The organism is Mesorhizobium sp. M0904, assembly GCF_040319475.1.
Lineage (GTDB): Bacteria > Pseudomonadota > Alphaproteobacteria > Rhizobiales > Rhizobiaceae > Mesorhizobium.
In genome coordinates, this window is record NZ_JAMYOC010000017.1 from 19,632 (window position 1) to 40,852 (window position 21,221).

Annotated in this window: 17 protein-coding genes; 5 read left to right on the forward strand and 12 right to left on the reverse strand. The window is 59.5% G+C overall.

What is annotated here, in order from left to right:
* Positions 1–81 precede the first annotated feature (81 nt).
* Positions 82–270, reverse strand: coding sequence for a hypothetical protein (locus NKH80_RS18645; protein WP_352992883.1), 189 nt, complete (start codon positions 268–270; stop codon positions 82–84).
* On the opposite strand from NKH80_RS18645, the gene NKH80_RS18650 reads away from it, so the two are divergent.
* Positions 269–1,162 carry an NAD(P)/FAD-dependent oxidoreductase gene (locus tag NKH80_RS18650; RefSeq protein ID WP_352992885.1) on the forward strand — a complete coding sequence of 298 codons (894 nt, stop codon included), beginning with the start codon at positions 269–271 and terminating at the stop codon, positions 1,160–1,162. The genes NKH80_RS18645 and NKH80_RS18650 overlap by 2 nt on opposite strands.
* A gap of 638 nt (positions 1,163–1,800) precedes the next feature.
* On the opposite strand, the gene NKH80_RS18655 is transcribed toward NKH80_RS18650, so the two are convergent.
* Positions 1,801–2,772 (reverse strand): LysR family transcriptional regulator, encoded by a 972-nt coding sequence (locus NKH80_RS18655; RefSeq protein ID WP_352506870.1) that lies wholly within the window; start codon positions 2,770–2,772, stop codon positions 1,801–1,803.
* An 807-nt stretch (positions 2,773–3,579) separates the two neighbouring features.
* On the opposite strand from NKH80_RS18655, the gene NKH80_RS18660 reads away from it, so the two are divergent.
* Positions 3,580–4,176, forward strand: coding sequence for a DUF8737 domain-containing protein (locus NKH80_RS18660; RefSeq protein ID WP_352506868.1), 597 nt, complete (start codon positions 3,580–3,582; stop codon positions 4,174–4,176).
* Between the two features lie 437 nt (positions 4,177–4,613).
* On the opposite strand, the gene NKH80_RS18665 is transcribed toward NKH80_RS18660, so the two are convergent.
* Both NKH80_RS18665 and NKH80_RS18670 read right to left on the reverse strand, forming a co-directional pair.
* Positions 4,614–5,093 carry an SRPBCC domain-containing protein gene (locus tag NKH80_RS18665; protein ID WP_352506867.1) on the reverse strand — a complete coding sequence of 160 codons (480 nt, stop codon included), beginning with the start codon at positions 5,091–5,093 and terminating at the stop codon, positions 4,614–4,616.
* Between the two features lie 16 nt (positions 5,094–5,109).
* Positions 5,110–5,469, reverse strand: a complete 360-nt coding sequence (locus NKH80_RS18670; protein ID WP_352506866.1) for an ArsR/SmtB family transcription factor — start codon at positions 5,467–5,469, stop codon at positions 5,110–5,112.
* Between the two features lie 570 nt (positions 5,470–6,039).
* On the opposite strand from NKH80_RS18670, the gene NKH80_RS18675 reads away from it, so the two are divergent.
* On the forward strand, positions 6,040–7,251 hold the full coding sequence (locus tag NKH80_RS18675; RefSeq protein ID WP_352992887.1) for a carboxymuconolactone decarboxylase family protein: 1,212 nt from the start codon (positions 6,040–6,042) through the stop codon (positions 7,249–7,251).
* A 196-nt stretch (positions 7,252–7,447) separates the two neighbouring features.
* On the opposite strand, the gene NKH80_RS18680 is transcribed toward NKH80_RS18675, so the two are convergent.
* Together NKH80_RS18680 and NKH80_RS18685 are read right to left on the reverse strand one after the other, a co-directional pair.
* Positions 7,448–8,044 (reverse strand): NADPH-dependent F420 reductase, encoded by a 597-nt coding sequence (locus NKH80_RS18680; RefSeq protein ID WP_352992889.1) that lies wholly within the window; start codon positions 8,042–8,044, stop codon positions 7,448–7,450.
* A 41-nt stretch (positions 8,045–8,085) separates the two neighbouring features.
* Complete coding sequence (locus NKH80_RS18685; protein WP_254818893.1) at positions 8,086–8,820, reverse strand: SDR family NAD(P)-dependent oxidoreductase; 735 nt, start codon at positions 8,818–8,820, stop codon at positions 8,086–8,088.
* 262 nt (positions 8,821–9,082) lie between these two features.
* Between NKH80_RS18685 and NKH80_RS18690 the strand changes: the two genes are divergently transcribed.
* Positions 9,083–9,979: a LysR family transcriptional regulator gene (locus NKH80_RS18690; RefSeq protein ID WP_352992891.1), complete on the forward strand. Its 897-nt coding sequence runs from the start codon at positions 9,083–9,085 to the stop codon at positions 9,977–9,979.
* 263 nt (positions 9,980–10,242) lie between these two features.
* Here the strand turns inward: NKH80_RS18690 and NKH80_RS18695 are convergent, their stop codons facing one another.
* The 6 genes from NKH80_RS18695 to NKH80_RS18720 form a co-directional block, all read right to left on the reverse strand.
* Complete coding sequence (locus NKH80_RS18695) at positions 10,243–12,543, reverse strand: mechanosensitive ion channel family protein (RefSeq protein WP_352992893.1); 2,301 nt, start codon at positions 12,541–12,543, stop codon at positions 10,243–10,245.
* A 362-nt stretch (positions 12,544–12,905) separates the two neighbouring features.
* Positions 12,906–13,976: an adenylate/guanylate cyclase domain-containing protein gene (locus tag NKH80_RS18700; protein WP_352992895.1), complete on the reverse strand. Its 1,071-nt coding sequence runs from the start codon at positions 13,974–13,976 to the stop codon at positions 12,906–12,908.
* 3 nt (positions 13,977–13,979) lie between these two features.
* Entirely contained in the window at positions 13,980–14,471 is a 492-nt protein-coding gene (locus NKH80_RS18705) for a Rab family GTPase (protein ID WP_352992897.1), read from the reverse strand.
* A gap of 15 nt (positions 14,472–14,486) precedes the next feature.
* Complete coding sequence (locus NKH80_RS18710) at positions 14,487–17,057, reverse strand: OmpA family protein (protein WP_352506857.1); 2,571 nt, start codon at positions 17,055–17,057, stop codon at positions 14,487–14,489.
* 94 nt (positions 17,058–17,151) lie between these two features.
* Positions 17,152–17,817 (reverse strand): DUF3450 domain-containing protein, encoded by a 666-nt coding sequence (locus NKH80_RS18715; RefSeq protein ID WP_352506856.1) that lies wholly within the window; start codon positions 17,815–17,817, stop codon positions 17,152–17,154.
* 37 nt (positions 17,818–17,854) lie between these two features.
* Positions 17,855–18,046, reverse strand: coding sequence for a hypothetical protein (locus NKH80_RS18720; RefSeq protein ID WP_352702003.1), 192 nt, complete (start codon positions 18,044–18,046; stop codon positions 17,855–17,857).
* 307 nt (positions 18,047–18,353) lie between these two features.
* Between NKH80_RS18720 and NKH80_RS18725 the strand changes: the two genes are divergently transcribed.
* Positions 18,354–21,209 carry a trifunctional glycosyltransferase/class I SAM-dependent methyltransferase/polysaccharide deacetylase gene (locus NKH80_RS18725; protein ID WP_352992899.1) on the forward strand — a complete coding sequence of 952 codons (2,856 nt, stop codon included), beginning with the start codon at positions 18,354–18,356 and terminating at the stop codon, positions 21,207–21,209.
* Positions 21,210–21,221: the final 12 nt, after the last annotated feature.

Consider the following 21,221-nt stretch of genomic DNA (forward strand, 5'->3'; position numbering starts at 1 on the left):
GTATCCTAATTCGTGCATTACGATACCATGTAGTATCTGAAATGTGCAAGCCAATGGGTAGGTTTCAACCTGTCCTCCAAATCAAGTTTCCCTGGGCCGCCCGGCGATATCGAATGCGGCATTGTCCGGCCGGTCAACACAGTGATGGGCGACTTTCTCGTCGATGCCGAAGCCCTGCTCGCTGCCGGTCTCGAGCGCGTATCGCTGGACGATATTTCGCGCCAGGCCCAGCCCAACCCCCTCCATCCACAACACGGAGCTTATCACCATGGATGACGTCATCATCATCGGCGGCAGCTTTGCCGGTCTCGCCGCTGCGCTTCAGCTCGGCCGCGCCCGCCGCAAGGTCACCGTTCTCGATACCGGCCTGCCGCGCAATCGCTTCGCCGGCCACTCGCATGGTCTGCTCGGTCACGATCACAAGCCAGCGCTGGACATCCTGGCCGAGGCGCGGCAGCAGCTGGCGCGTTATCCCACGATCAGGCTGGTCAGTGCCCGGGCCGACAGCGTTTCCGGCGCCATCGACGATTTCTCCGTCCTCACTGGCGATGGCGAAAGCCTTGCGGCGCGCCGCCTGATCCTGAGCTATGGCGTCGCCGACCAGATGCCTGATGTTCCGGGCTTTGCCGAAAGCTGGGGCACGTCCATCGTGCCCTGTCCCTATTGCGACGGCTTTGAAGTCGCCGGCCAGCATTGGGGCCTTGTCTGGTCCGGCCCGCAGTCGCACAATTATGTCAGGCTGTACCACGATTGGACCGACACGTTGACGCTCTTCGCCGATGGTCACGACATTCCACCCGATATCCGGGCCGATCTGGCGCGCCGCAACATACCTGTCGTCGATGGCCGGATCACCGAGATCGCCCATCGCGGGGGCCATATCGCCACCGTCAATCTCGATACCGGCCGCAATGTCGCGGTCGACATCCTGTTCGCCCATCCGCGCAACAAGCCGTCCGCAAGCCTGCATGAATCACTGGGCCTCGCCACGGTCGATACGCCCCTCGGCATCGCCCTCAAGGTCGACGAGCGCCGCGAAACTAGCATTCCCGGCATCTACGCCGCCGGCGACCTCGCCAACCCCCTCATGGCCTCGGTCACCACGGCATCATCGCACGGCGCGATGGCGGGTATCTTCGCCCAGCAGTCGATGCTGGTTTGAGAGCACAGATTCCCTTCTCCGGTTGCCGCGGGCCATCATATTATGAAGGTTGCGGGCCGGTGCCACGGAACGCGGGCCCCCTCTCCCCTGAGGGGCGTCTTTGGCCGGTCAGCCGTCTCGAAGGGGCAGTTGAGCAAAACGATTCCCAGGCTCAGGCCGGTCCGCAAACCGTCCCAAAAGACGCACAGGTTTTCCACAGGTTATTCAACCTCCCCCGGCCCCCTCAGGGAAGAAGTTCAGCAAGCGAGGGCGCGGCATTGAACCTTGAACCGTGCTGTCGCGCCCTCGGAGCGGGTGGGTCTTGAGGTGTCCAGTTTATGCTGCCGGGAGTGTCCAGTTTGCACTGCCAGCGGTATCCAGTTCACCTACAAACGGAGAGGGGATGGCGCCTGGATGACGCTGCCGCGGCGGGTCGCGTTGTGGCGCGCTGTGCTATGAAAGTTAGTGACGGGTACTTTCTTCGTTCGCTGTGAAACCACCTGAGTTGCCCAAAGTGGGTCCGGAAAGGCGATCGACTTCGATAGATGCCGAAACCGCACAAAAAATTTTCGTGCTATTTTTCCCTCGGAAATCAAGACTGTAACGTTTTGACGGCCCATAGGTCGGCTTCTCAATTCTATTGGTCCGCGCTTCCCACGTCAGCGCACTTTCACGTCGCCTGTTCGCTTGTTATCGATGTGAACTGGATTTTTGTTGGCAGCGTCCGATCCGCTCTTTACGTGATCGATAAAGGCTCGCAGTTTCGGCATCATTTGATGGCGGCTGGGATAATAGAGAAACACGCCCGGCGCTATCGGCGCGAACCGCTCCAGAACGCGCACGAGTTTTCCGGCTTTCACTGGCCCAGCTGAGATCGGCGCAGGCACTTGCGCGAGCCCCATGCCCTCCACTGCCGCGCCAAGTACGGTGGGAAAGTCGTGGGCGACGAGCGGTCCCGAGATGAGCGCCTCGACCGGCTTGTTGCCGTTGACAAAGGACCAAGGCGCGATCGACCCGTTCGAGCGGCGCATGCGCAGGCAGGCATGCTCACGCAGATCTTCGATACGCTCCGGCCGCCCCTGCCGGCGTAGATACTCGGGGCTGCCCACGACGACGAGCGGAAACGGCGGCGTGAGCCGCACCGCGATCATGTCCGCTGCGATGAACTGACCGAGCCGGATGCCTGCGTCAAATCCTCCGGCCGCGATATCGACCAGTTCCTCACTCGCGGCGATCTCCACCTCGACCTCGGGATTGGCTTGGCAGAAGGATGCGATCAGTGGCTCCAGCAGGATCGGCACCACCGCGCGCGGTACCGAGAGACGCAATAGTCCAGCCGGCCGCTGCCCGAGGTCACGCGCGGCCTCGCTTGCGGCGACGAGCTCCTCGAAGGCGGGCTTTGCGCGCGACAAGAAACGTTCGCCGGCCTCGGTCAGACCGACGCTGCGTGTTGTGCGGATGAAGAGTGCTGCGCCGAGGCGCGCCTCGAGCGCGCGTACCGCCTGGCTGATCGCCGATGGAGTCACCCCGAGTTCCGCGGCTGCTCTGCGAAAGCTGCGGTGCTGAGCAACGCTCAGGAATGCCTCGACGCCGTCGAGCGCGCCTTGCCTCACTGTGAAGTTCTGCTTCATGGCCCATCAATATTATCGCGGATAGTCGCTTACCGGAAGCGATCCTAGATTTGATGGGCAAATCCTGAATGGAGATTTCCCGATGGCCGAGCCGTCACCCACCCAATCCCAGACCTCCACCGCAACGACCACTGGCGTGTTTGCACTGTTGACGGCAAAGCCCGGCGTGAAGCGCGAGCAGGTTATGGCCGCTATACCCGCTGAGATACGCGCGACGGTCCAACTCTATCTTGAAGGCAAATCCGCGAATGGCACTCGCGGGAAGACGGCAGAGGCGCCGTCTTCCTTCTGAACGTCAAAGACGTGGCTGAGGCGAGTTCGATCATGGAGGCCCTGCCGCTCGCTCAAGAGAATCTGATGGATCACGAGTACATTCCCGTCGGTCCGCTGATGCCATTGCGCCTGCTATTGGGAGCCAGTCAGCCAAGCAATAACTCGGCAGACCGTGAACCCAGCGTTTAGTGCATGAATCTCGGCGCTGGGGCGAAGTCTCATGGAAGGCCAGCTCGGCATTCTGACTCCGGTGTTCGAGGCCGCGTCAATCAACATCTGATTTGAGAAAGCATATGGAAGGACCGCTGATGCCCGTCGCCGCTGTTCCCGCTGGTATCGTGTTCCGAATGTGCTGAACAGCGCAGGCGCCGGCGCTTATCCCGATGTGCTGACCCCGGCTTCATGGTGCCATGCTCGATCCTGCTGCACACGCTGTCACTGCGCCAGTTAATCCGGCGCAGCCGGGCGGAAACGGCGCGGTATTCTGATAGCGGTGCTTGAGGCCGCATGAATCAAGTCGCGATAGGAGATTTCATGTCACCGGCAACGATCTTCGACATTCAACTTGTTCTGGGCTACGTGCCGTGGCTCATCTGCTTCGGTGTGTATTTCTGGCCCAGGCTCAAGTCGATGGACCGCGTTGAGGCGCAGCGCGCCATCGCGATCCTGCACGCTTTCCGCTTTTTTGGGCTGGTCTTTATCCTTCCGGGCGTTGTCGGCCCCGATCTGCCCGCTGGCTTTGCAGAGTTCGCCGCATATGGCGACTTCGCAACAGGACTGCTGGCCATCCTGGCGCTTCTCACGATCAGGGCGCGCTTCTTCTTCTGGCCACTCGTGCTTGCTTACAACATTGTGGGGATAGTCGATCTCTTCGTCGATTATTATCACGGCACCGTGTTCAATCTTGCGGCGCTTTCGGGACAGTTGGCCGCCACTTATGTAATCCCGATTGTCTATGTGCCCTTGCTCATGATCACACACTTCGCCGCGCTCTATCTGCTGGTGCGTCCGCAGTCCAATCCGGCTCGGGCCCACGGCAGCGATTCGGCCGTTGTTGACGGTATTCCGGCAGCTGAGCAAACGATGCTTCGCCAAGGCGCAATTCGAAATTCGATCGATCGATGCCGGTAGTCTCTGAAACCGAGCAAGTTTCGACTTGGCGAATTTTCCCTTTATATTCAAGATCGAAAATGTCTGACGAAGGGGACGAATGCATCGAATTTTTCGCCGCCTGCGCGATGCCAGCTTTGCAATCAGCATGGCGGTCAGGCTTCTGGCGCTAGCACCGTTCCGACTGTGCGGCCGAACTATCCTCGACGAGGACATTTGATTGCGGCCCACCGCGCACGTCGGCCTCAGAATGCGTTTCCGAATGCGGTAGTGCTCCAGCGTAGAATGGCGCGCAAAAAGGTGGTTGAGGCGGACGCGCACGACGAGACACCTCGGTTGGTCGTATTGTCAATGAGGTTGATGATGGTCTCGTAGGTCCGCAGAGGGCGGCGACGACCTCGTCGGGGTTCTCTTCCGCGTAGTGAAGAGCCAAGCGGCCGACCGCGAGATCGACGACTTCATGACCGTCCCACGCGCGCGCCCAGGGTGATAAGAAGCTCGTCCAGTTGCTCGAACGTCTCGACCATTGCATCCGCCGCCCCGGTGCCGGCAGCGTCGAGAACTTCCTTCGAGGGATAGAGCTCGTGCAGGACCAGCAGCGTCTTGCCACCTTTTTCCTCGAAGGTCACCGTGGTCACGGGCCCACCCTCACCATCTTCCTCATTGGTCCAGACGAGGCGCGAGTGCGCTGTCACTTCGAGGTACGTGCCGAAGAACACCATAGCATCGGGTTCGAACTCGAGACGGTACTTGCCCCCGACACGAACATCCATTTCGCAGGAACGCAGGAGCATGCCCATCGACTTCGGCACCCACCACTGCTTGAACAGCTCGGGCTTGGTCCACGCCTCGAACACGATGCGCGCCGGGGCGTCAAAGGTACGCGTAACGACTAGCTCACGCTCGGACTTCCGTTCCACCGTCGTGCGGTTCTTCATGGGGGTAGGCTCACTCTCACTTCCTGCGTCCATCGACCTTCTCCTTCTGTTTCAGTTCCTCGATAACCTTATCCAGCTCGTCGAAGCGTGCGTCCCAGAGCTGGTTGTACCTCTCGATCCATGCCGCCTCTTCCTCTAGTCGGCGCAGGCCGAGCTTGCAGGTCCGCACGCGTCCGACCTTCTCCGTGGTGACGAGCCCCGCCTGCTCCAAGACGCCGACATGCTTTTTCATGCCCGTGAGGGTCATGTGGAACTTCTCGGCAAGGTCCGTGATCGAAGCGTCTGCACGTCCGAGCTGCTCCAGAACGCCGCGTCGGGTGGCGTCCGAGAGCGCGGCGAACGAGGCATCGAAGCGGGTCCGAGCATACTGAACCATGTGGTTCAGTATGTAACACATGGATTAGCGGCATTCAAGGGGAGGCCGGGCGCGCGCTGCGTTGGTTCTCCATTGAGTGTAGAAAAAATTGCGCCGTTAGATCAGTGCGTTGCCATATTCAAGAACAATCGAGTGGGAGTGAGGGGCGTGCTGTGGAGTAAAGTAGGATAGGATATCGCGCTGTAGGCGATACCAGCACAGCAAAAGTAGCCGATAGTTCTCAATTCGCGATGACTGGGATCAGCCGGCATTAGCGTCGGCTCCGATGATACAAACCCTCGACTGCAGAGGTCACGTTCCGAGGGTTTGTATCAAATCCGGCTGTGCCGGGTGTGGGCCGGTCGCGACCAGCATTCCTTGTCGAGCGCCTTCGACTATGGCTAGTTCCGCGATGCCTTCTTTGGTTTCGCGGCCAAGTCCGGGACGCTTCGTGAGAGAGATCGCCGATGTCGTGTCGCCCTAACGCAGCAATAACCGAGCACAGCGCACCGCATCCGGCCAGAGTTCTTTGGAGCTGCCCTTGTCGCCGTGGGCGGGACTCTCGCCACGATCAATCAGAAAGCATATGCAATGACAACAACCTCTCAAGCTAGTCGTTATTCGCGCGGTCTTGAAATCTTACGGCAGATTGGCGGAGAGAATTTCGACGCGCCGATTAATAGTCTTGCCGAGACATCCGTCGACCTTTCTCGTTTCACCGTAGAATACCCATACGGAGACATTCTATCGCGGCCAGGTCTCGACCTCCCATTGCGTCAGCTGTGCACTATTTCAATGCTGCTTGCCGACGGAAGCGCCCAGCCGCAGTTGGAGTTTCATATGGCGGGCTTCCTCAACGCCGGCGGCGAGCCGAAGGCGCTCATCGAACTCATGTTTATATCTGTAGCGCTCCTCGGCTTCCCGCCAACGGTAAATGCGATCGGCCTTATTCGTGCGGTGTTCGCTGAGCGCAAGCTCGCTTTTGAACCCATCGAGCCCTCCGCAGGCGATGGATCGACACGCCGACAGGCCGGGTTGGAGGCGCTCGACCGGCTCTCTGGAGGCGATGTGCAGGCATATTTCGATGGCTTTGCTGCCGGTTCGCCTGACCTCGCGCAACTCTCCATCGAGTTCGCCTTTGGTGAAATGCTGGCGCGCGACGGCCTCGAACAAAAAGCCAAACTGTTAGCAATCATCTCGATGCTTGCTGCCAGCGGCAATCGTGCGGCGGCGCTCCGTCTTCATCTCGCCGGCGCGCTTGCCCATGGCGTGACGCGAGAGGAAATCATCGAGGTGCTGATCCAGCTCAGCGTCTATCGGGGTTTTCCGGCAGCGCTCAACGCGTTCGCCGTCGCCAAGGATATCTTCGCTGCCGGGTCGCCAACGATTGCGGCAAATGTGCCCCCACCCGCCGTGGTCGAGAGCCGCGCAGACCGGTTGGAACGCGGCCGTGCTACGCTTGCAAAGACGTCCGGTTCATCGGGCGATGCCGTAGTCCGCAGTTTCGATGATGTCGCACCTGATCTCGGTCGAATGATCGTCGAGCATTCTTATGGTGAGGTGTTCTCGCGGAGCGGGATCGACATGAAGTCTCGGGAACTCAGCGCCTGCGCTGCTCTGGCAGCCGTTGGGTCTGCCACGACAGAGATTCCGCTTCGCGTGCACATCAACGCCGCGTTGAACGTTGGCGCGACGCGGGAAGAAATCCTGGAAACGCTCATAAACCTCACTCCGTACAGCGGCTATCCCGCGACACAGCAGGCGGTTCGTATCGCAGCCGAGGAATTCTCTAAGCGCGGTTAGTCCCAAAAGGGCAGATCACCTCAGGGGTTTTCAAAACGGCGGACGACGGCCGATAACCGCGGGGCGGACGTAGGAGAGGCCGTCGCGAAACGGTCTCTCTCGCCCATGCGCTTTACTGCTGACGGTCTTTTATCAGGCGCTATGCCGAATGTGCGTGTGCCTGCGAAGCGGAAAATCGACCAATTGATGTCGATAGTCACTCCTTCTTGAACAAATCCTGGAAGATGAGCTGGCCCCAAGTACGGCCGCGTGCGTGCACCAGCGCGCCACCCTCGTTAAGCTTTCCCAGCTTGATGGGGGCGAACCCGAGTTGTTTGGCCAAGGCCGCCACGGGAGCGGTCGCGTCCTCGTCGTCGCTCGACAGAAAGACGACCCGGTGGCCGCCGTCGACGACCGGATCCGCAGCCAGGGTGGCCGCAACCAGGTGATTGAAAGCTTTGACGAGCTTGGCGCCAATGAACGCCTTCGCGATGACGACGGAGGACGGGAGACCGTCCAGCTCTTCAGGGACTGGAAACACGTTCGTCGCGTCGATGACTGTCTTGCCTTCCCAGCTCGGCAGGGCCTTCGCAACCTCGCGGTGCTCCCAGAACGGGATTGCCAAGATGATCGTGTCGGCCTCGAGTGCTTCCCGCAGCGACTTGGCGACGACCGTGGGGCCGATCGCCCGAGCCTGCGGCGCCAACGCCTCGGGCGGCCGGCGGCTCGCGACGGTCACGTCGATGTTTTTACGGGCGAAGGCGTGGGCGAGGGCCTGGCCTATCTTACCGAATCCTACAATCGCGTAGCTCATAATACTTCTCCGATCCGTGTTGGTATTGATTCCCCCGGCCTTCAGATGGCCGAGAAGCCGCCATCGACAGACAACTCCACCCCATTCACGAAGCTCGAATCGTCGGAAGCAAGAAACAGCGCGGCCGTCGCAATCTCCTCAGGACGCCCCATCTTTCCCCGCGGGATCAGGGATTCGAACATCTGCTTCGCCTCCTCGGTGAGAACCTGGTCCTGCATCGGTGTGGCGATCGGCCCCGGGTGCAGCACGTTCACCCGGATATTCCTGCCCTTGAGTTCGTTGAGCCACCCGCGTGCGAATGCGTGCAGCGCCGCTTTGCTCCCCGCATACACGCTGTAACCAGGAAAACCCTTTACCGAAGCAACTGACCCGGTCATGAAGATCGATCCGCCATCGTTGAACAGCGGCAACGCCTTCTGCACCGTAAACAGCGTGCCGCGCGTATTCAGGCCGAAGGCCGCATCGAAGTGCTGCTCGGTAATCTCGCCCAGTGGGACAGCTTCGCCCGTGCCGGCGCTCGCATACAGGACGTCGATCCTGCCCTTTTCCCGCTTGACTGTATCGAACAGGCGGTCGAGGTCGTCGAGATTGGCCGCGTCGCCGCGCACGCCGGTCACGTTCCGGCCGATCAGCTTGACGGCCTCGTCCAGCGCCTCCTGTCTCCGGCCCGTGATGAAAACATAAGCGCCCTCTTCAACGAACCGCTTGGCGCTCGCCAGCGCCATGCCGCTCGATCCGCCCGTGATGACTGCAACCTTACCCTCAAGCTTTCCCATGACTTCTCCTTTTCGTGGCGTCGGGACAGCATCTGCCTCCGAGAACCTCGAAATGGGTCCGCCGGCGTCAGTTATTGAGTGCGGAAGCGCGCACATCGGTGGTGCGAAATCGATCCGGCCGGACGACTGGCGCTATGACCGGTGTCCGCCGTTCGGAATTGGGCCGCGCTCGCCGACATAGGCTATGATGACCGCGCGTATTGCTGTTCGATGTGTTAGATACGGGCTTTGGAAGGCGCACCCCGCGGTGCGGGATTGCACCATGATCGACTGGGACGACGTTCGCTACTTTCTTGCCGTCGCGCGCGGAGGCTCGGTGCGGGCTGCCGCCGAGCGCCTCGGGGTTAACCACACCACAGTGCTGCGGCGCCTTGCCCAACTGGAGGAGCGGCTGGGGGCGCAGATGTTCGAGAAGCTGCCCTCGGGCTACCGCCTGACGGCTGCGGGCGAGGAAGTCCTCGAGTTCGCGGAGCAGATGGAGGCGTCGTCGAACCGGCTGGAGACGCGAATCTTCGGGCGCGACCAGGGCGTACGCGGACTCTTGCGGGTGACGCTGGCACCGCCCCTCGCGACACACCTGCTCATGCCGGACTTCGCCGATTTCGCGCGTCTGCATCCGGATATCGAGATGGAAATCTTGTCGTCCGGCGAGCTGGCAAATCTGACCAACCGAGAGGCCGATGTCGCGATCCGCGTCGTTTACGACCGCAAAACCCTGCCGCTCAATCTTCACGGCCTGAAGGGACCGGAGCTGTTCGGCGGCGTCTACATGTCTCGCGATCGACTAACCGCATGGCGTGCGGGTTCGTCTGATCCCATCCGGTGGATCGTCATAAGCATTCATGGAATCCCGGACTGGGCCCGCGAGGGTGAGGTTCGCACCACGGGGGTTCCGTTCAGGACCACGGACGGCGAGGCGCAGATCGTTGCAGTACGGCAAGGGCTCGGGATGACGACACTGCCGTGCTTCGTCGGGGATGCCGACCCTCTACTGGTGAGGGTGCCGGGCGCCGACCTGCACATGCATGGAACGCTCTGGCTTCTCACGCAGGGGGAGACACGCAAGACGAAGCGCGTGCGGCTCTTCACGGAGTTCGTATCCCGCAGGCTCGCCGCGTACGCGCCGCTTCTCGCGGGACTGTCCGTATCGCGCGACTGACGTCCGCCAGGTAGTCGATGGCGCGGTCTCAAGCGTACCGCAGCCCGATGTAAATCTCGCGACGGTCTTTTTGGGAACTGCCGGTACGGCTCGGTCGGCGGTCGTCAGAAAGAAATCGATTGATGATACCGATAGTCGCTGAAACCGAGCAATCGCGGACGGTCGAAATGGTGTTTGAAATCAAGAGCGCAAATTTCTGACGGATCGGCAAGACGTTCTTCGTCGTGAAAGCGGCGCTGTGACCGGCAGGTGTCACAGCTTCCCTATTCCGTTGTGCTAGCTTTTTTTCTGCGCCGATTGGTATGCGACTGCGCGACGGCCATTTTCAACTCGGGTGTGAGCTCCAACGGCGCATTCTCTGCCCCATGTGGGTTCTGTAGCCCCTGGACCTGGACGGTCGGAAATGGGAGTTCGATGCCCTGCTCTTTGAAGACTTGGCGGAGGCGTACATAGAATTTGCGCTTCATACCGAAGGCGCCTCCCGGTTTGGTTGTGGCCTTGACCCTCAACACGATGCCGTATTCGCCGAACTCCTGTACGCCCTGCATCTTGATCGGGTCGAGCACCCAGTGTTTGAACTCTGGATCTTCCGCCAGTTCGAGGCCGATCCGCTTGATCAGCTTGCGAGCGAAGTCGATATCGGTGTCATAACCAACGGTGATGTTGAATTTGTCGATAACCCAGTCACGGCTCTGGTTCTGGACTGCCCCGAGTTCACCGAAAGGTATCGTGAACAGCGGACCACGATGGTGGCGCAGCTTCACCGAGCGCAGCGAGAAGCTTTCCACAGTACCCTTGTAATTGCCCGATGAAATGTATTCGCCGACACGGAACGCATCATCGAGCAGGAAAAACACGCCTGAAATGACGTCCTTGACGATGGTTTGTGCGCCAAAGCCCACGGCGACGCCGACGACGCCGGCGCCAGCGATCAATGGGCCGATCTGGATTCCCAGCGAGGCGAGCATCATAAGCACCGCCATCACGATGATCGATGCGAGCAGAATGTTCTGGAGGATCGGCAAGAGCGTGTGCAGCCGCGCCTGCTGCGGATCGAGGACCGGAACGTCCTCGTCGCTGATCACAGGGTGCGGTGTTTCGATGCCGAGCTTTCGTTCAATCAAAGCTTTGATGATCGACCAGCCGAAGTCGGCGGCGAGGGCAATCACCACGACATTGATCAAGCCGCGCAATATGAACGTCGTCGTCGTATCGCTGTCCCGCATGGATTGCATGTCCAGACCCCAGACACGTGCGAGAAGGTAAGCCGCCGCCAGGATGAAAATCATTCGGATTCCGCGATCGATGACAGCGATCGTCACCGCCGGGATCGTGGGCCGGCCGACATCTTCCGAACCTGGCCGCAGAACGAAATTAACCCCGCGCTGCGTCACCACGATCGCCAAAGGCAGGAAGAATGCGGCGAAGGTGAACCAGAAGTATGTATTAAGGCCGGCGATACGCTGCAGGAACAGGACGACGAAATAAGCAGTCAATAGCCATGTCGCTTCCGTGTGACCGATGTGGCTCGCACCGTCTCGCTGCGTTCTTGGCCGACGCCAAATGGCAAGCAGCAGGAGCAACAGCAGCACGAAATCGGCGCCCAGTGACAGGACCATCATTCCGTCCTGATCGATGCCGAGACCTGGCAAGAGGATAAACGCGGCGCCGAAGAAGGCGAAGACGCCGACGATCCGGGGTAGCCAATAGGACCAATGGTCAGCCGCGTCGTTGGTGATCGGCAAAGCACGAACCTCGACGGCGTTCTCGACGTTCATGAAGGAAGGGACGAGCATGGCCATGACGTACATGCGCACACCCCATGTAACGACTGCCGCCATCAGAAATGTCAGTACAATCTCGCGGATAAGCATCGGCCAGTCGAACAACATGAATGCGCCGGCGCTGCCCAGTGCGAAAGAGACTATCAGCAGGCTGGAATAAAGCAGGCGGCCACCAATCTTCTTGGCTCGCCCAACGGGCGTATCCTTCGGTTGCGCGATAATCCAGAGACGAAATGGGCGGGTGAGCTTGTACGTTGCCCAAGTGAGCGCCAGGCCGGCAGCGATGAACATTGCAATCAGCACAAATACGCCGGCAGGCCCCTTGCTGGACATATCCTCCATTGTCTCTGCCCGAACGCGCGCGAACTGGCTTGGCAGCAAGGGCAAAGTTCGCACGATTCTTTCGATATGATGCCTGATCCCATCGAGCGTCGAGGATGCCATCGTATTCATCGGGCCTGGTGCGGCCAAGGCGCCGGACGATGCGTCGGTCGGCGAAGCCCCTGGCTCGGCAGGCGCTCCCGTTGACCCGGCGTCCTGATTTCGCTGTTCGGCCACCCAGGCCTTCACTGACGGATCGTCGAGAAGCTCGAACAGCTGTTTGACCCTTTCAGGCGGGACCGTCGCCGGCGCCTGCGCCTGTGCCTGACCAGCCAACAAAAGGGCGATCCCAAAGACGAGCGGCCTGGCAATCAAGGCAAACATCGCGGTCAGGTCTCCGAGACGCCGTGCCGGGCGCGCCAGATTCCTGGCCCCCAATCGTCGAGTGATGCGTGGCATCGTGCTGTAACCTTCCGGTCAAATCGGCAAGCAACGACATCTATGTCCGTTGTTGCCTTACCTTGAAGAAACCGATGTTGCGGTGCAAGACGTCATCGTTCCGAGCCGGACCTTGCGCCGGGTACTTGGCGGTGTTTATTTAGCCGCGGGGGCAGGGCATTCCGACCTCGGCCCAGGTCTCCGGCCGTTCTATAAACTGGGCATCGACGTTAAACCTCAGGAACTGATTTCCTGAGCTGACCAGGACAGACCTTTGGCGGTCGCTCGGTGGTCAACTGCTTCGCGCACCGCTGCGGACATTGGAAACCATGATGTTGCTTGAGATGCAATGCGCTTCCGAGTCGGCACTGCCATCCGGCAAATCAGGCCGGGAGCCGCCACATTCGCACACGACCTGTACCACGCAATTCCGTTTCCTCGAGTGGGTCGCAAGCAAAATTTGGTCCAAGCAGTTGATGAGTTGCATCCGAAATACGGATTTCATCGGGCTCCGCGGACGTTTGGATACGTGCGGCGAGATTAACGGTGTCGCCCCATAGATCATAGGCAAACCGCCTTTTGCCTATGACGCCCGCCACGATTGGTCCTGAGTGAATTCCAATTCTGAGTCTTATCGGTTCTCCTGCGAAGCGTTCGCGCTTGACCTCGTTGCGCAGTTCAAGTGCATAGTGCGCAAGGGCTTCCGCATGATCGGATCGCGCGGCGGGCAGGCCAGCGACCACCATTACACAATCGCCGATTGTCTTGATCTTTTCGCAGCCGTATTGCTCCGAGAGCAGATCCGCCGCCTTGAAGAAGTAATTTAAAATAGCGAGCGTCGTTACGGCTCCGACGCTCCGCGCTCTTTCCGTAAAACCGACGATGTCGGCAAAAAGCACACTCACGTCAGCATGGTTGTCTGCAATTTGTTCGTCCGCTTTTAAGCGCTCCGCGATCGACGCCGGAAGAATGTTGAGGAGTAGGGCTTCGGCGCGTTGGTATTCACGCGACAATCCCTCTTGGCTGGCCCTCAACGCCTCGTTCATCGATTGTAATTTCTCGTTGAGTTGACGCTCCCTCTCTTGCAGAAGCGTCATTTCATAAGCCTTCTGTTGAAGCCGCTGCCTATTGTCGCGTTCGGCAGCGGCGTCAAGAAAGAGCAGCCACACGCAGGCATTGTCAGCAAAAAGATGGAGGTCCGCGACACGCCCGCCGGGCAGTTCGACCATGTCCATATCAAATGGAAGCTCCGGGCAGGGCAACAAACCTTCCATGAATTCAAGCTGCTCTGCAACAGGCTTACCTATGCGAACTGACGAGAGTCCGTAATGTTCAACGTTACCGCCCTTCGCAGCTACGCAAAGCTGGGCGTCGATTTTTAGATATGCGACGGAGCGCTCGTTGTAGAAGAAATCGTAAATCCAGCTTCTAACTTCTCTTGGCAAGACATGCATGGTTTATTTGCTGACCATCGAAGCAAGTTGACGAAATGCATCATCAACGTGTTCACCCGAAAGCGCGCTTGTTAGATAGATTGGCCATCCAAGTTGCCTCAGTTCGTTAATTTCGCTATCCGATATTTCCCACCGGTCGGCCAGATCTGATTTATTGAACAGCAATACAAACGGCATAGCGCCGAATTCAGCCTCGGCCCGTTCGCGCAATGTGAGCGCCACGGCAAGAGTAGCCGCGCGTGTTCCATCGACGACAAGCACGAGCCCACTCGCACCTCGCACATAGCTGACGCGGAATGAGCCGATATCGTCTTCGCCGGCCAAGTCCCACAAAATCAGATCCACGGTTTTGTCCGGGAATGCGACACTCTTCTTGTCGATTTTCACTCCCACCGTGGTCAAGTAGGTTTCTGAAAAGATGCTTTGCACAAACCTGCGAACCAGACTCGTCTTTCCGACAGCGAACCCGCCCAACATGCAGATCTTCTTTTGCAATATCCTGGGCTCCGCCTAGTGGAAGTTTACCGTAACCGAAACTCTGCGGTTCGCGGAGCTCCCGGTTCGGCTATTTTCAGTCTCCGCTGGCTCAAAGGTGCCCGCGCCGCGAACCAAGAGCAATTCCGGATCGACGCCGCGTTTCTTGAGAAGCGCACGAACTGTTTCCGCGCGCGCCGCGCTGATCGACAACTTGGCCGTTTCACGGCCCGTCTCGTCCGAATGGCCGGTCAACATGAATTGTGCTGTTACCCCTGCCTTGCGGGCGTCCGTGGCCAATTCCTTCAACTGACTCGCCAATTTGTCGAGAACCGGCAGTTGCTCTGGTCCCGGTACAGCCTTGCCAGAATCGAAGAAAATGCTGACCGTTTGAATAGCCTCCCTCAAATGAGTCAGTTCCGGAGGGGTCAACTCACGCAGCTCGGAGAGTTCTAGAGAGAGTCCGTCCGCGGACAGCTGTTGGGCGGCGACCCGCGCCCGATCTATCCAGGCGGCAGGAGCCTCACCCTGGGCAACGATGCGATCCTTGATGATCGAAAGCCGTACTGAATCCGGCGGAGTCAGCGACGCCATCAGCCGCTTCACCACGAACTTCGGATGAAGGCTTTGATAGAATTGCCATTGCGAATGAACGCGGGCAGGATCGACCCCTGTTCCGGACAGCAGAACCTGCGGGTCGGCGGCCTGCGGGTCTCTCAGGCCGGAAATATAGAAATGTCCGCCCCTCGCCGTTTGCTGGGCGACGATGATTCCCGCTTGGGCCTCCAGTCGTGACACATAGGCCTGCCAGTGCTCCGCCGCGCGTGCTTCGGGGCTCACATCACGAACTTTGGAGATGTCGAATTCCGGTCCGCCTGCCGAAAGCTGTCGGGCCGCTGCGCGCGCCCGATCTATCCAGGTGTCGGGAGCCTCACCCTCGGCAACGATGCGATCCTCGACGATCGAAAGCCGAACCGATTTCGGCGGGTTAAGCGACGCTGTCAGCCGCTTCAGCACGAACTCCGGCTCAAGGCTCTGATAGAATTGCCACTGCGAATGAACGCGGGCGGGATCGACCTGCGTACCGGCCAACAGCGACTGCGGGTCGGCGGCAAGAGGGTCTCTCAGGCCGGCAATATAGAATTGGCCATCGCGCACCTTTTGTTCGGCAACGATAATACCCGGCTGGGCCTCCAGTCGCGACACATAAGTCTGCCAGCGCTCCGCCGCGCGTGCTTCGGGGCTCACATCACGAACCCTGGAGATATCGAATTCCGGTCCACCTGCCGAAAGTTGCTGGGCTGCTGCGCGCGCCCGATCTATCCAGGTGTCGGGAGCCTCCCCCTCGGCAACGATGCGATCATTGACGATCGAAAGTCGTACTGAATCCGGCGGAACCAGCGACGCCGTCAGCCGCTTCAACACGAACTCCGGCTCAAGACTCTGATAGAATTGCCAGTGTGAATGAACGCGGGCGGGATCGACCTGCGTTCCGGCCAACAGCGACTGCGGGTCGGCGGCAAGAGGGTCTCTCAGGCCGGTAATATAGAATTGGCCATCGCGCACCTTTTGGTCGGCAACGATGATGCCCGGCTGGATCCCCAGTCGCGACACATACGCCTGCCAGCGCTGCCCGGATTGCCAGGAAAGAAAGAACCAACCGCCTGCGGGAATCAAAACCAGCAGGACTGCAGCCAGGACCAGCCACGGAAATCCCTGGTTTGATTCCTCCTGCTTCAGATCAACGCAGGTCTGCAACTGCGTCTCGACGCCAGCCAACTGCGAACTGTCGCCGTCAAACTGCTCCAGGGCCTGTGAGCATTCATCATGGATGCGAAGCAATACATCGCGAATTATTTCATGTAATTCCTCCGGCGGATTTCCCCGGATCACCGCAACCAAGGTCGCAAACGGCCCAACTTCCGACCAGAGACGAAGCTCCCCGAAACGGATAGTGTCCAGGCCACTCTGTTCTTTCTCGTTAAATGAGTCTTTTACAAAATCCTGAATTGCACTAAGCATCGAGGAAATCAGTTGAGGATCTTCGCTGGTTGCGTTTTCGGCAGTTACATGCTTGATCAAAAGCCCGGAATTGCGGTGAATGAGAAAGACATGTTCTACACGATAGACAAGAGAATGCCTAAGAACAACTTCTGAGAAGCTTGCCCCCGTTCTCCAAGCTTCAAATCTCCACTTGAGCCCATGCCAAGTAAATATGTGTCTTAAGGTTTCATTCAGCGACTGAAAGGTTTGGTCGATCTTTTCGCCGATCGACTTGCGAATAGCCGGCAGAAACACCGGGTATAATATATCCGTCAGCGTGCGCGGGCTTTTCTGGATGGACCGTTGCACAGCCCTCTCGACAACTGGCGCAAGGGCCTCGCCGAGTTGCGCATGAGACGCGCGTGCGGCTGCACCGGGGAGGACGCCCCCCACTGCCGCCGCAAGCTGCTCAGGTTCGTCGAGCAGGTGGGTAACTCGTGAAAGCTCCGAAATTTCGCGGCCGACCAGCAACTGGCGAAGCGTTTCCATGCGAGGATCGGCGGTTGGGATTCCGTCGAGACGCGCACGATAGTCCGGATCAACGTTCCGGGCAATTTCGATCAAAAGGCGAGCCAGAGCCTCGCGATCAATCTCTGTATCGTTCGAAGCCGCTCTTTTAGGGAGGCTGATTGGGTCGACAGTCGACGTCAAGTTCCCATCAACTCACTTTCCAGGTACGCTCCGAGTTGTTCTTGCTGCCGACGGGATCCTGATTTAGACATTTTGCAACCTCGACAAACAGGCCAGCCAAAAGATTTCGGTCAGTCTTGACATTGCCAAGATCGGAAAACATTTTCTCCATCAGCATCTGAATGCTTTCATTCTTTTGCTTGATTTCCTCACGCAGCAAATGATCGTTTCGATTTATCCGGTCCGCAACTTCCCGCTCAAGCTCGCTCAACTGATCCGACAACGCGCGCACCTGCTTTTCGAGCGCCTGATTTTGCTCGCGAAGATTCCGATCAATCTCCTTATCGGCGTCGGCTCGCGCGTCTTTTTCGTTCCGCAATTGCGCCGCAAGCGAGTCGACCTGCTTCTTTGCATTTGACTCGTACATTTCAAGATTGCGCTTGGCCTCGGATTCGACATCCTTGAAGCGCTGCAAGACCCGTTCTTCAAGCTTGGAAAAGCGGCGGTCATAGTCCTGCATCTGGTTGCCGAACAGCAGATCACGTATCTTGTCGACACCTACAGCGTCGCCGGGAGGCCCGCTCTCGCGAGCCTGGCCCGCCATGAAGTTCAGCCCGCTTCCGTCTGCATTACTTGTCAGATTTGCGTCCGCTTTATTTGCCGAAGAAGCGGTACTCGAAGATTCCTTGGCCATCCCATGCCCCTTCTTTTGACATTGCCACAGCGCTAATTTAGAAACTGATAAACATGTCAGCAAAATAGCCGACCCGCAAGCCGGAATTTTCTCGGCTCAAGTCGGTTCGTGCGTCCCCATTCGGATAGATTTCGACATGCGGCTCGATCCGGATCAGCTTGCGCTCGTGTCTTCGCCCGCGATCATCTTTTTGCAGATGAAATGCGAGAGCGGAGATGCCCTGGCGCATCGACCTCAGCTCCAAGCCGTCGGGCATGCACGCTTGCTATTTAGCCTGTCTTCAAGTCTTTTGCCTGTCTCTAATTCGCCCCGATCTTGACAGGGCAGTGCTGCCATCCGATGCCGTCATCCGGTTTTGACATTCGCCGACTCTTGCCGAAGAAAACGAAAGCTCGATGATCCAGGACAATGCTACCGCAAGGCGGTATGGTACCGATTTTCAATGCCGAGCAAACCGTCGGCGCAACGCTCGCCGGCAGGCCAAGAAAGATCAACGCATCTTGTTCTGCCTTCGGACCGGGCGCGGGTAAGACGGCGTGGCGCATGATCCCTTGGTTTCAATCGTGGTTCCTGCGCACAACGCGGAGGTAACGCTCGCGCGCGCACTCGATTGCCTTCTCGATCAGGAAATAGTGGATTGGGAGGCGATCATCGTCGACGACGCCTCCATGGACCGCACCCCCTCGATCATCGCCGGTTATGTAGAGCACGATGCCCGATTCCGGACGTTGAGGTCTTGCGCGTATAGCGCCGCCGGCGCGCGCAATAGCGGGATTTCGACAGCGCGCGGCCGCTGGCTCATGTTTCTGGATGCCGACGATTGGGTGGATGCCAGCTTCCTCGCCAAAATGCTGGCGGCACTGAAATCCGTTCCCGATGCAGTGGCCGCCTATTGCGGTTCCCGGCGCGTGATGCCCGATGGCGAACTCACCGCGTTGAGCATCGCAACGGAGGTTGCGATCCAGCCCTTCGAGACATTCGCCCGCAGGTGTGCCATCGCCATTCACGCGCTGCTGGTCGACCGCGAGACAATTGTCGAGTTGGGCGGTTTCGATGTGTCGCTGCGCACCTGCGAGGACTGGGACCTGTGGCAGCGCCTCGCACGTCTGGGCAAAAATTGGGTGATGGTCGATGAGCCGCTCGCTTTCTATCGGACCAGCCCCAACGCGCTCAGCCGCAATTCGACGCAGATGCTGGCAGATGCTGAAATCGTGATCGCCCGCGGCTTTTCCGCCGATCCCAGGGTCAAACACCCGGCGTCGGCTCACGCCAATGGAGCGATCGAGGCGAACGGCGGTACCGCCTCCGAGGCACTCGCGTGGTTCGCGTTGTGGAACGCCGCGTCGGATTGCGGCAGCGGCTCGCGCTCGATCAACCCGCGGTCCCTGCGCGCCCTCCCGCCAGGACGCAAATGGGCGCGAGAGATCGCCAAGGTGATCTTCGATGGCCTAGCGGTCGGAAGCCTGTCGGTGCCAGCGCAATTGGCTGCCAGGTGGGACAGGTTCGGCGGCTCCCTCACCGAGTTGATCATCGAACTCGGCAAGGTCTGGAACAATCCCGACGCGGCTCGCCGCGTCCAGTATCATCTTGAGCAAATGCTGCTCGACGTCGACGATCTCGCCGCGCCGCGCAGGCTGGCGCGGACACTTGGAATTCGTGTCGACGCGCGAAATCCGACCTCGATCGAAATGCCGGAAGGAATCGATCAAATCTATGCCTATCTGATGATGGATGGCCAGATCGAGGCTGTCGTGCAATTCGGCGTACTTGGGACAGTGACAAGGGATTATTGGATCGAATTGATCCTGAATGTCGTGCCCCCTGAGCGGCTTGAGGGCCGGTCCGATCCGGACAGTCACTTCGGCAAACTCGCCCAATTGGCCGAGGAAGCGCGGGAGCTGGTTCGGTCGAGCGCCGAACCTGCGGAGCCTCCCCCGGCGCTGCGCCGCGCACGGGCCAGGCACGACAAGGATCGCACGTCGTTCTGGAATGGCTATTTCGCGACCGAGGATCCCTGGAATTACGGTTCGTCCTATGAGCAGGAGAAATATGAGCGGCAGCTCGAAATTCTGCCTGCCGGTCCCATTGGACGGGCGCTTGAGCTGGCCTGTGCGGAAGGCCACTTCACGCGGCAACTGGCGCCGCGCGTGAGCCATTTGACCGCAACTGACATCTCCGCCATAGCCATCGAGCGGGCGCGCGCGCGATGCGGCGATCAGCCGAATGTTGAGTTCGGCGTACTGGATTTCATGGCCGATACGCTGCCGGGTGAGATGGATCTGATCTTCTGTTCGGAAGTGCTCTATTACCTGGATGATCTCGCCGAGTTGCAACGCTTCGCCAAGAAAGTCGTTGAGGCATTGGCGCCTGGCGGCAGCTTCATCAGCGCACACGCATTCGTGCTACGTGACAATCCTGAGAGGACGGGCTTCGACTGGAACACATTCGGTGCACAAGCGATCTCGGAGACGCTGGCAGGGACCGAAGGTCTTGTCCTCGAGCAATCGATCCAGACCGAGCTCTATCGCATAGACCGCTTCCGCCGCCTGTCACCAGGCGACGTGGCGACGGAACCAGTCATTGATCATGTGCCAATCCGCGCGCGCATCGATATGGGGGTCGCGCGAAAGATCGTCTGGGGCGGGGCGCGGGCCTTGCGCCGCGACGTCGCACGTAGCGAGCGGCGGCAGCGTATCCCTGTCCTCATGTATCACAGCGTCTCCGATGAAGGTCCGGCCGCGCTCGCCCGTTTTCGGCTCACGCCCGCCGCATTCGCCAGCCAAATGACATGGCTGCGCGCCAATGGCTTTCACGCGATTAGCTCCGAGAAGCTGGAATGGTTCATCGCCAACCGTCAGCCTTTCGTTGGCCGCCCGGTGCTCATCACCTTCGATGACGGCTTCCAGAACTTTGCCGACCATGCCTGGCCGACCCTGCGCGCGAACGACCTGACCGCGGAAGTGTTCCTGGTGACGGACTTGGTGGGTGAAAGTGCACAGTGGGACGCCTACAGCGGCCCGCCGACGCAGCTTATGGACGCCGGGACGGTGCGACGCCTCGCCGGCGAAGGCGCCTTCTTCGGAAGCCATCTGGCGACGCATCGCGCGATCGATGGTCTGTCGAGCTCTGACTTGGCCGCCGAGCTTCTGCGCTCTCGTATGTTCATCGAACGGTGGACCGGTCGGCCAACCGCGGCGTTCGCGGCACCCTTCTCGGTCACCGACCGACGGCTTGGCAGGCTGGCCAAGGAGTGCGGCTATCGAATCGGCTTCGGCGGCAGACACGGGCCGGCGGACCTCGATTGCGATCCCATCGACCTTCCGCGCATCGAAATTCGTGGGGATCGTTCGCTCGATGACTTTGTTGCGGTTGTCGAGGCCGTGCTCGCATGAACCGTGAACTTG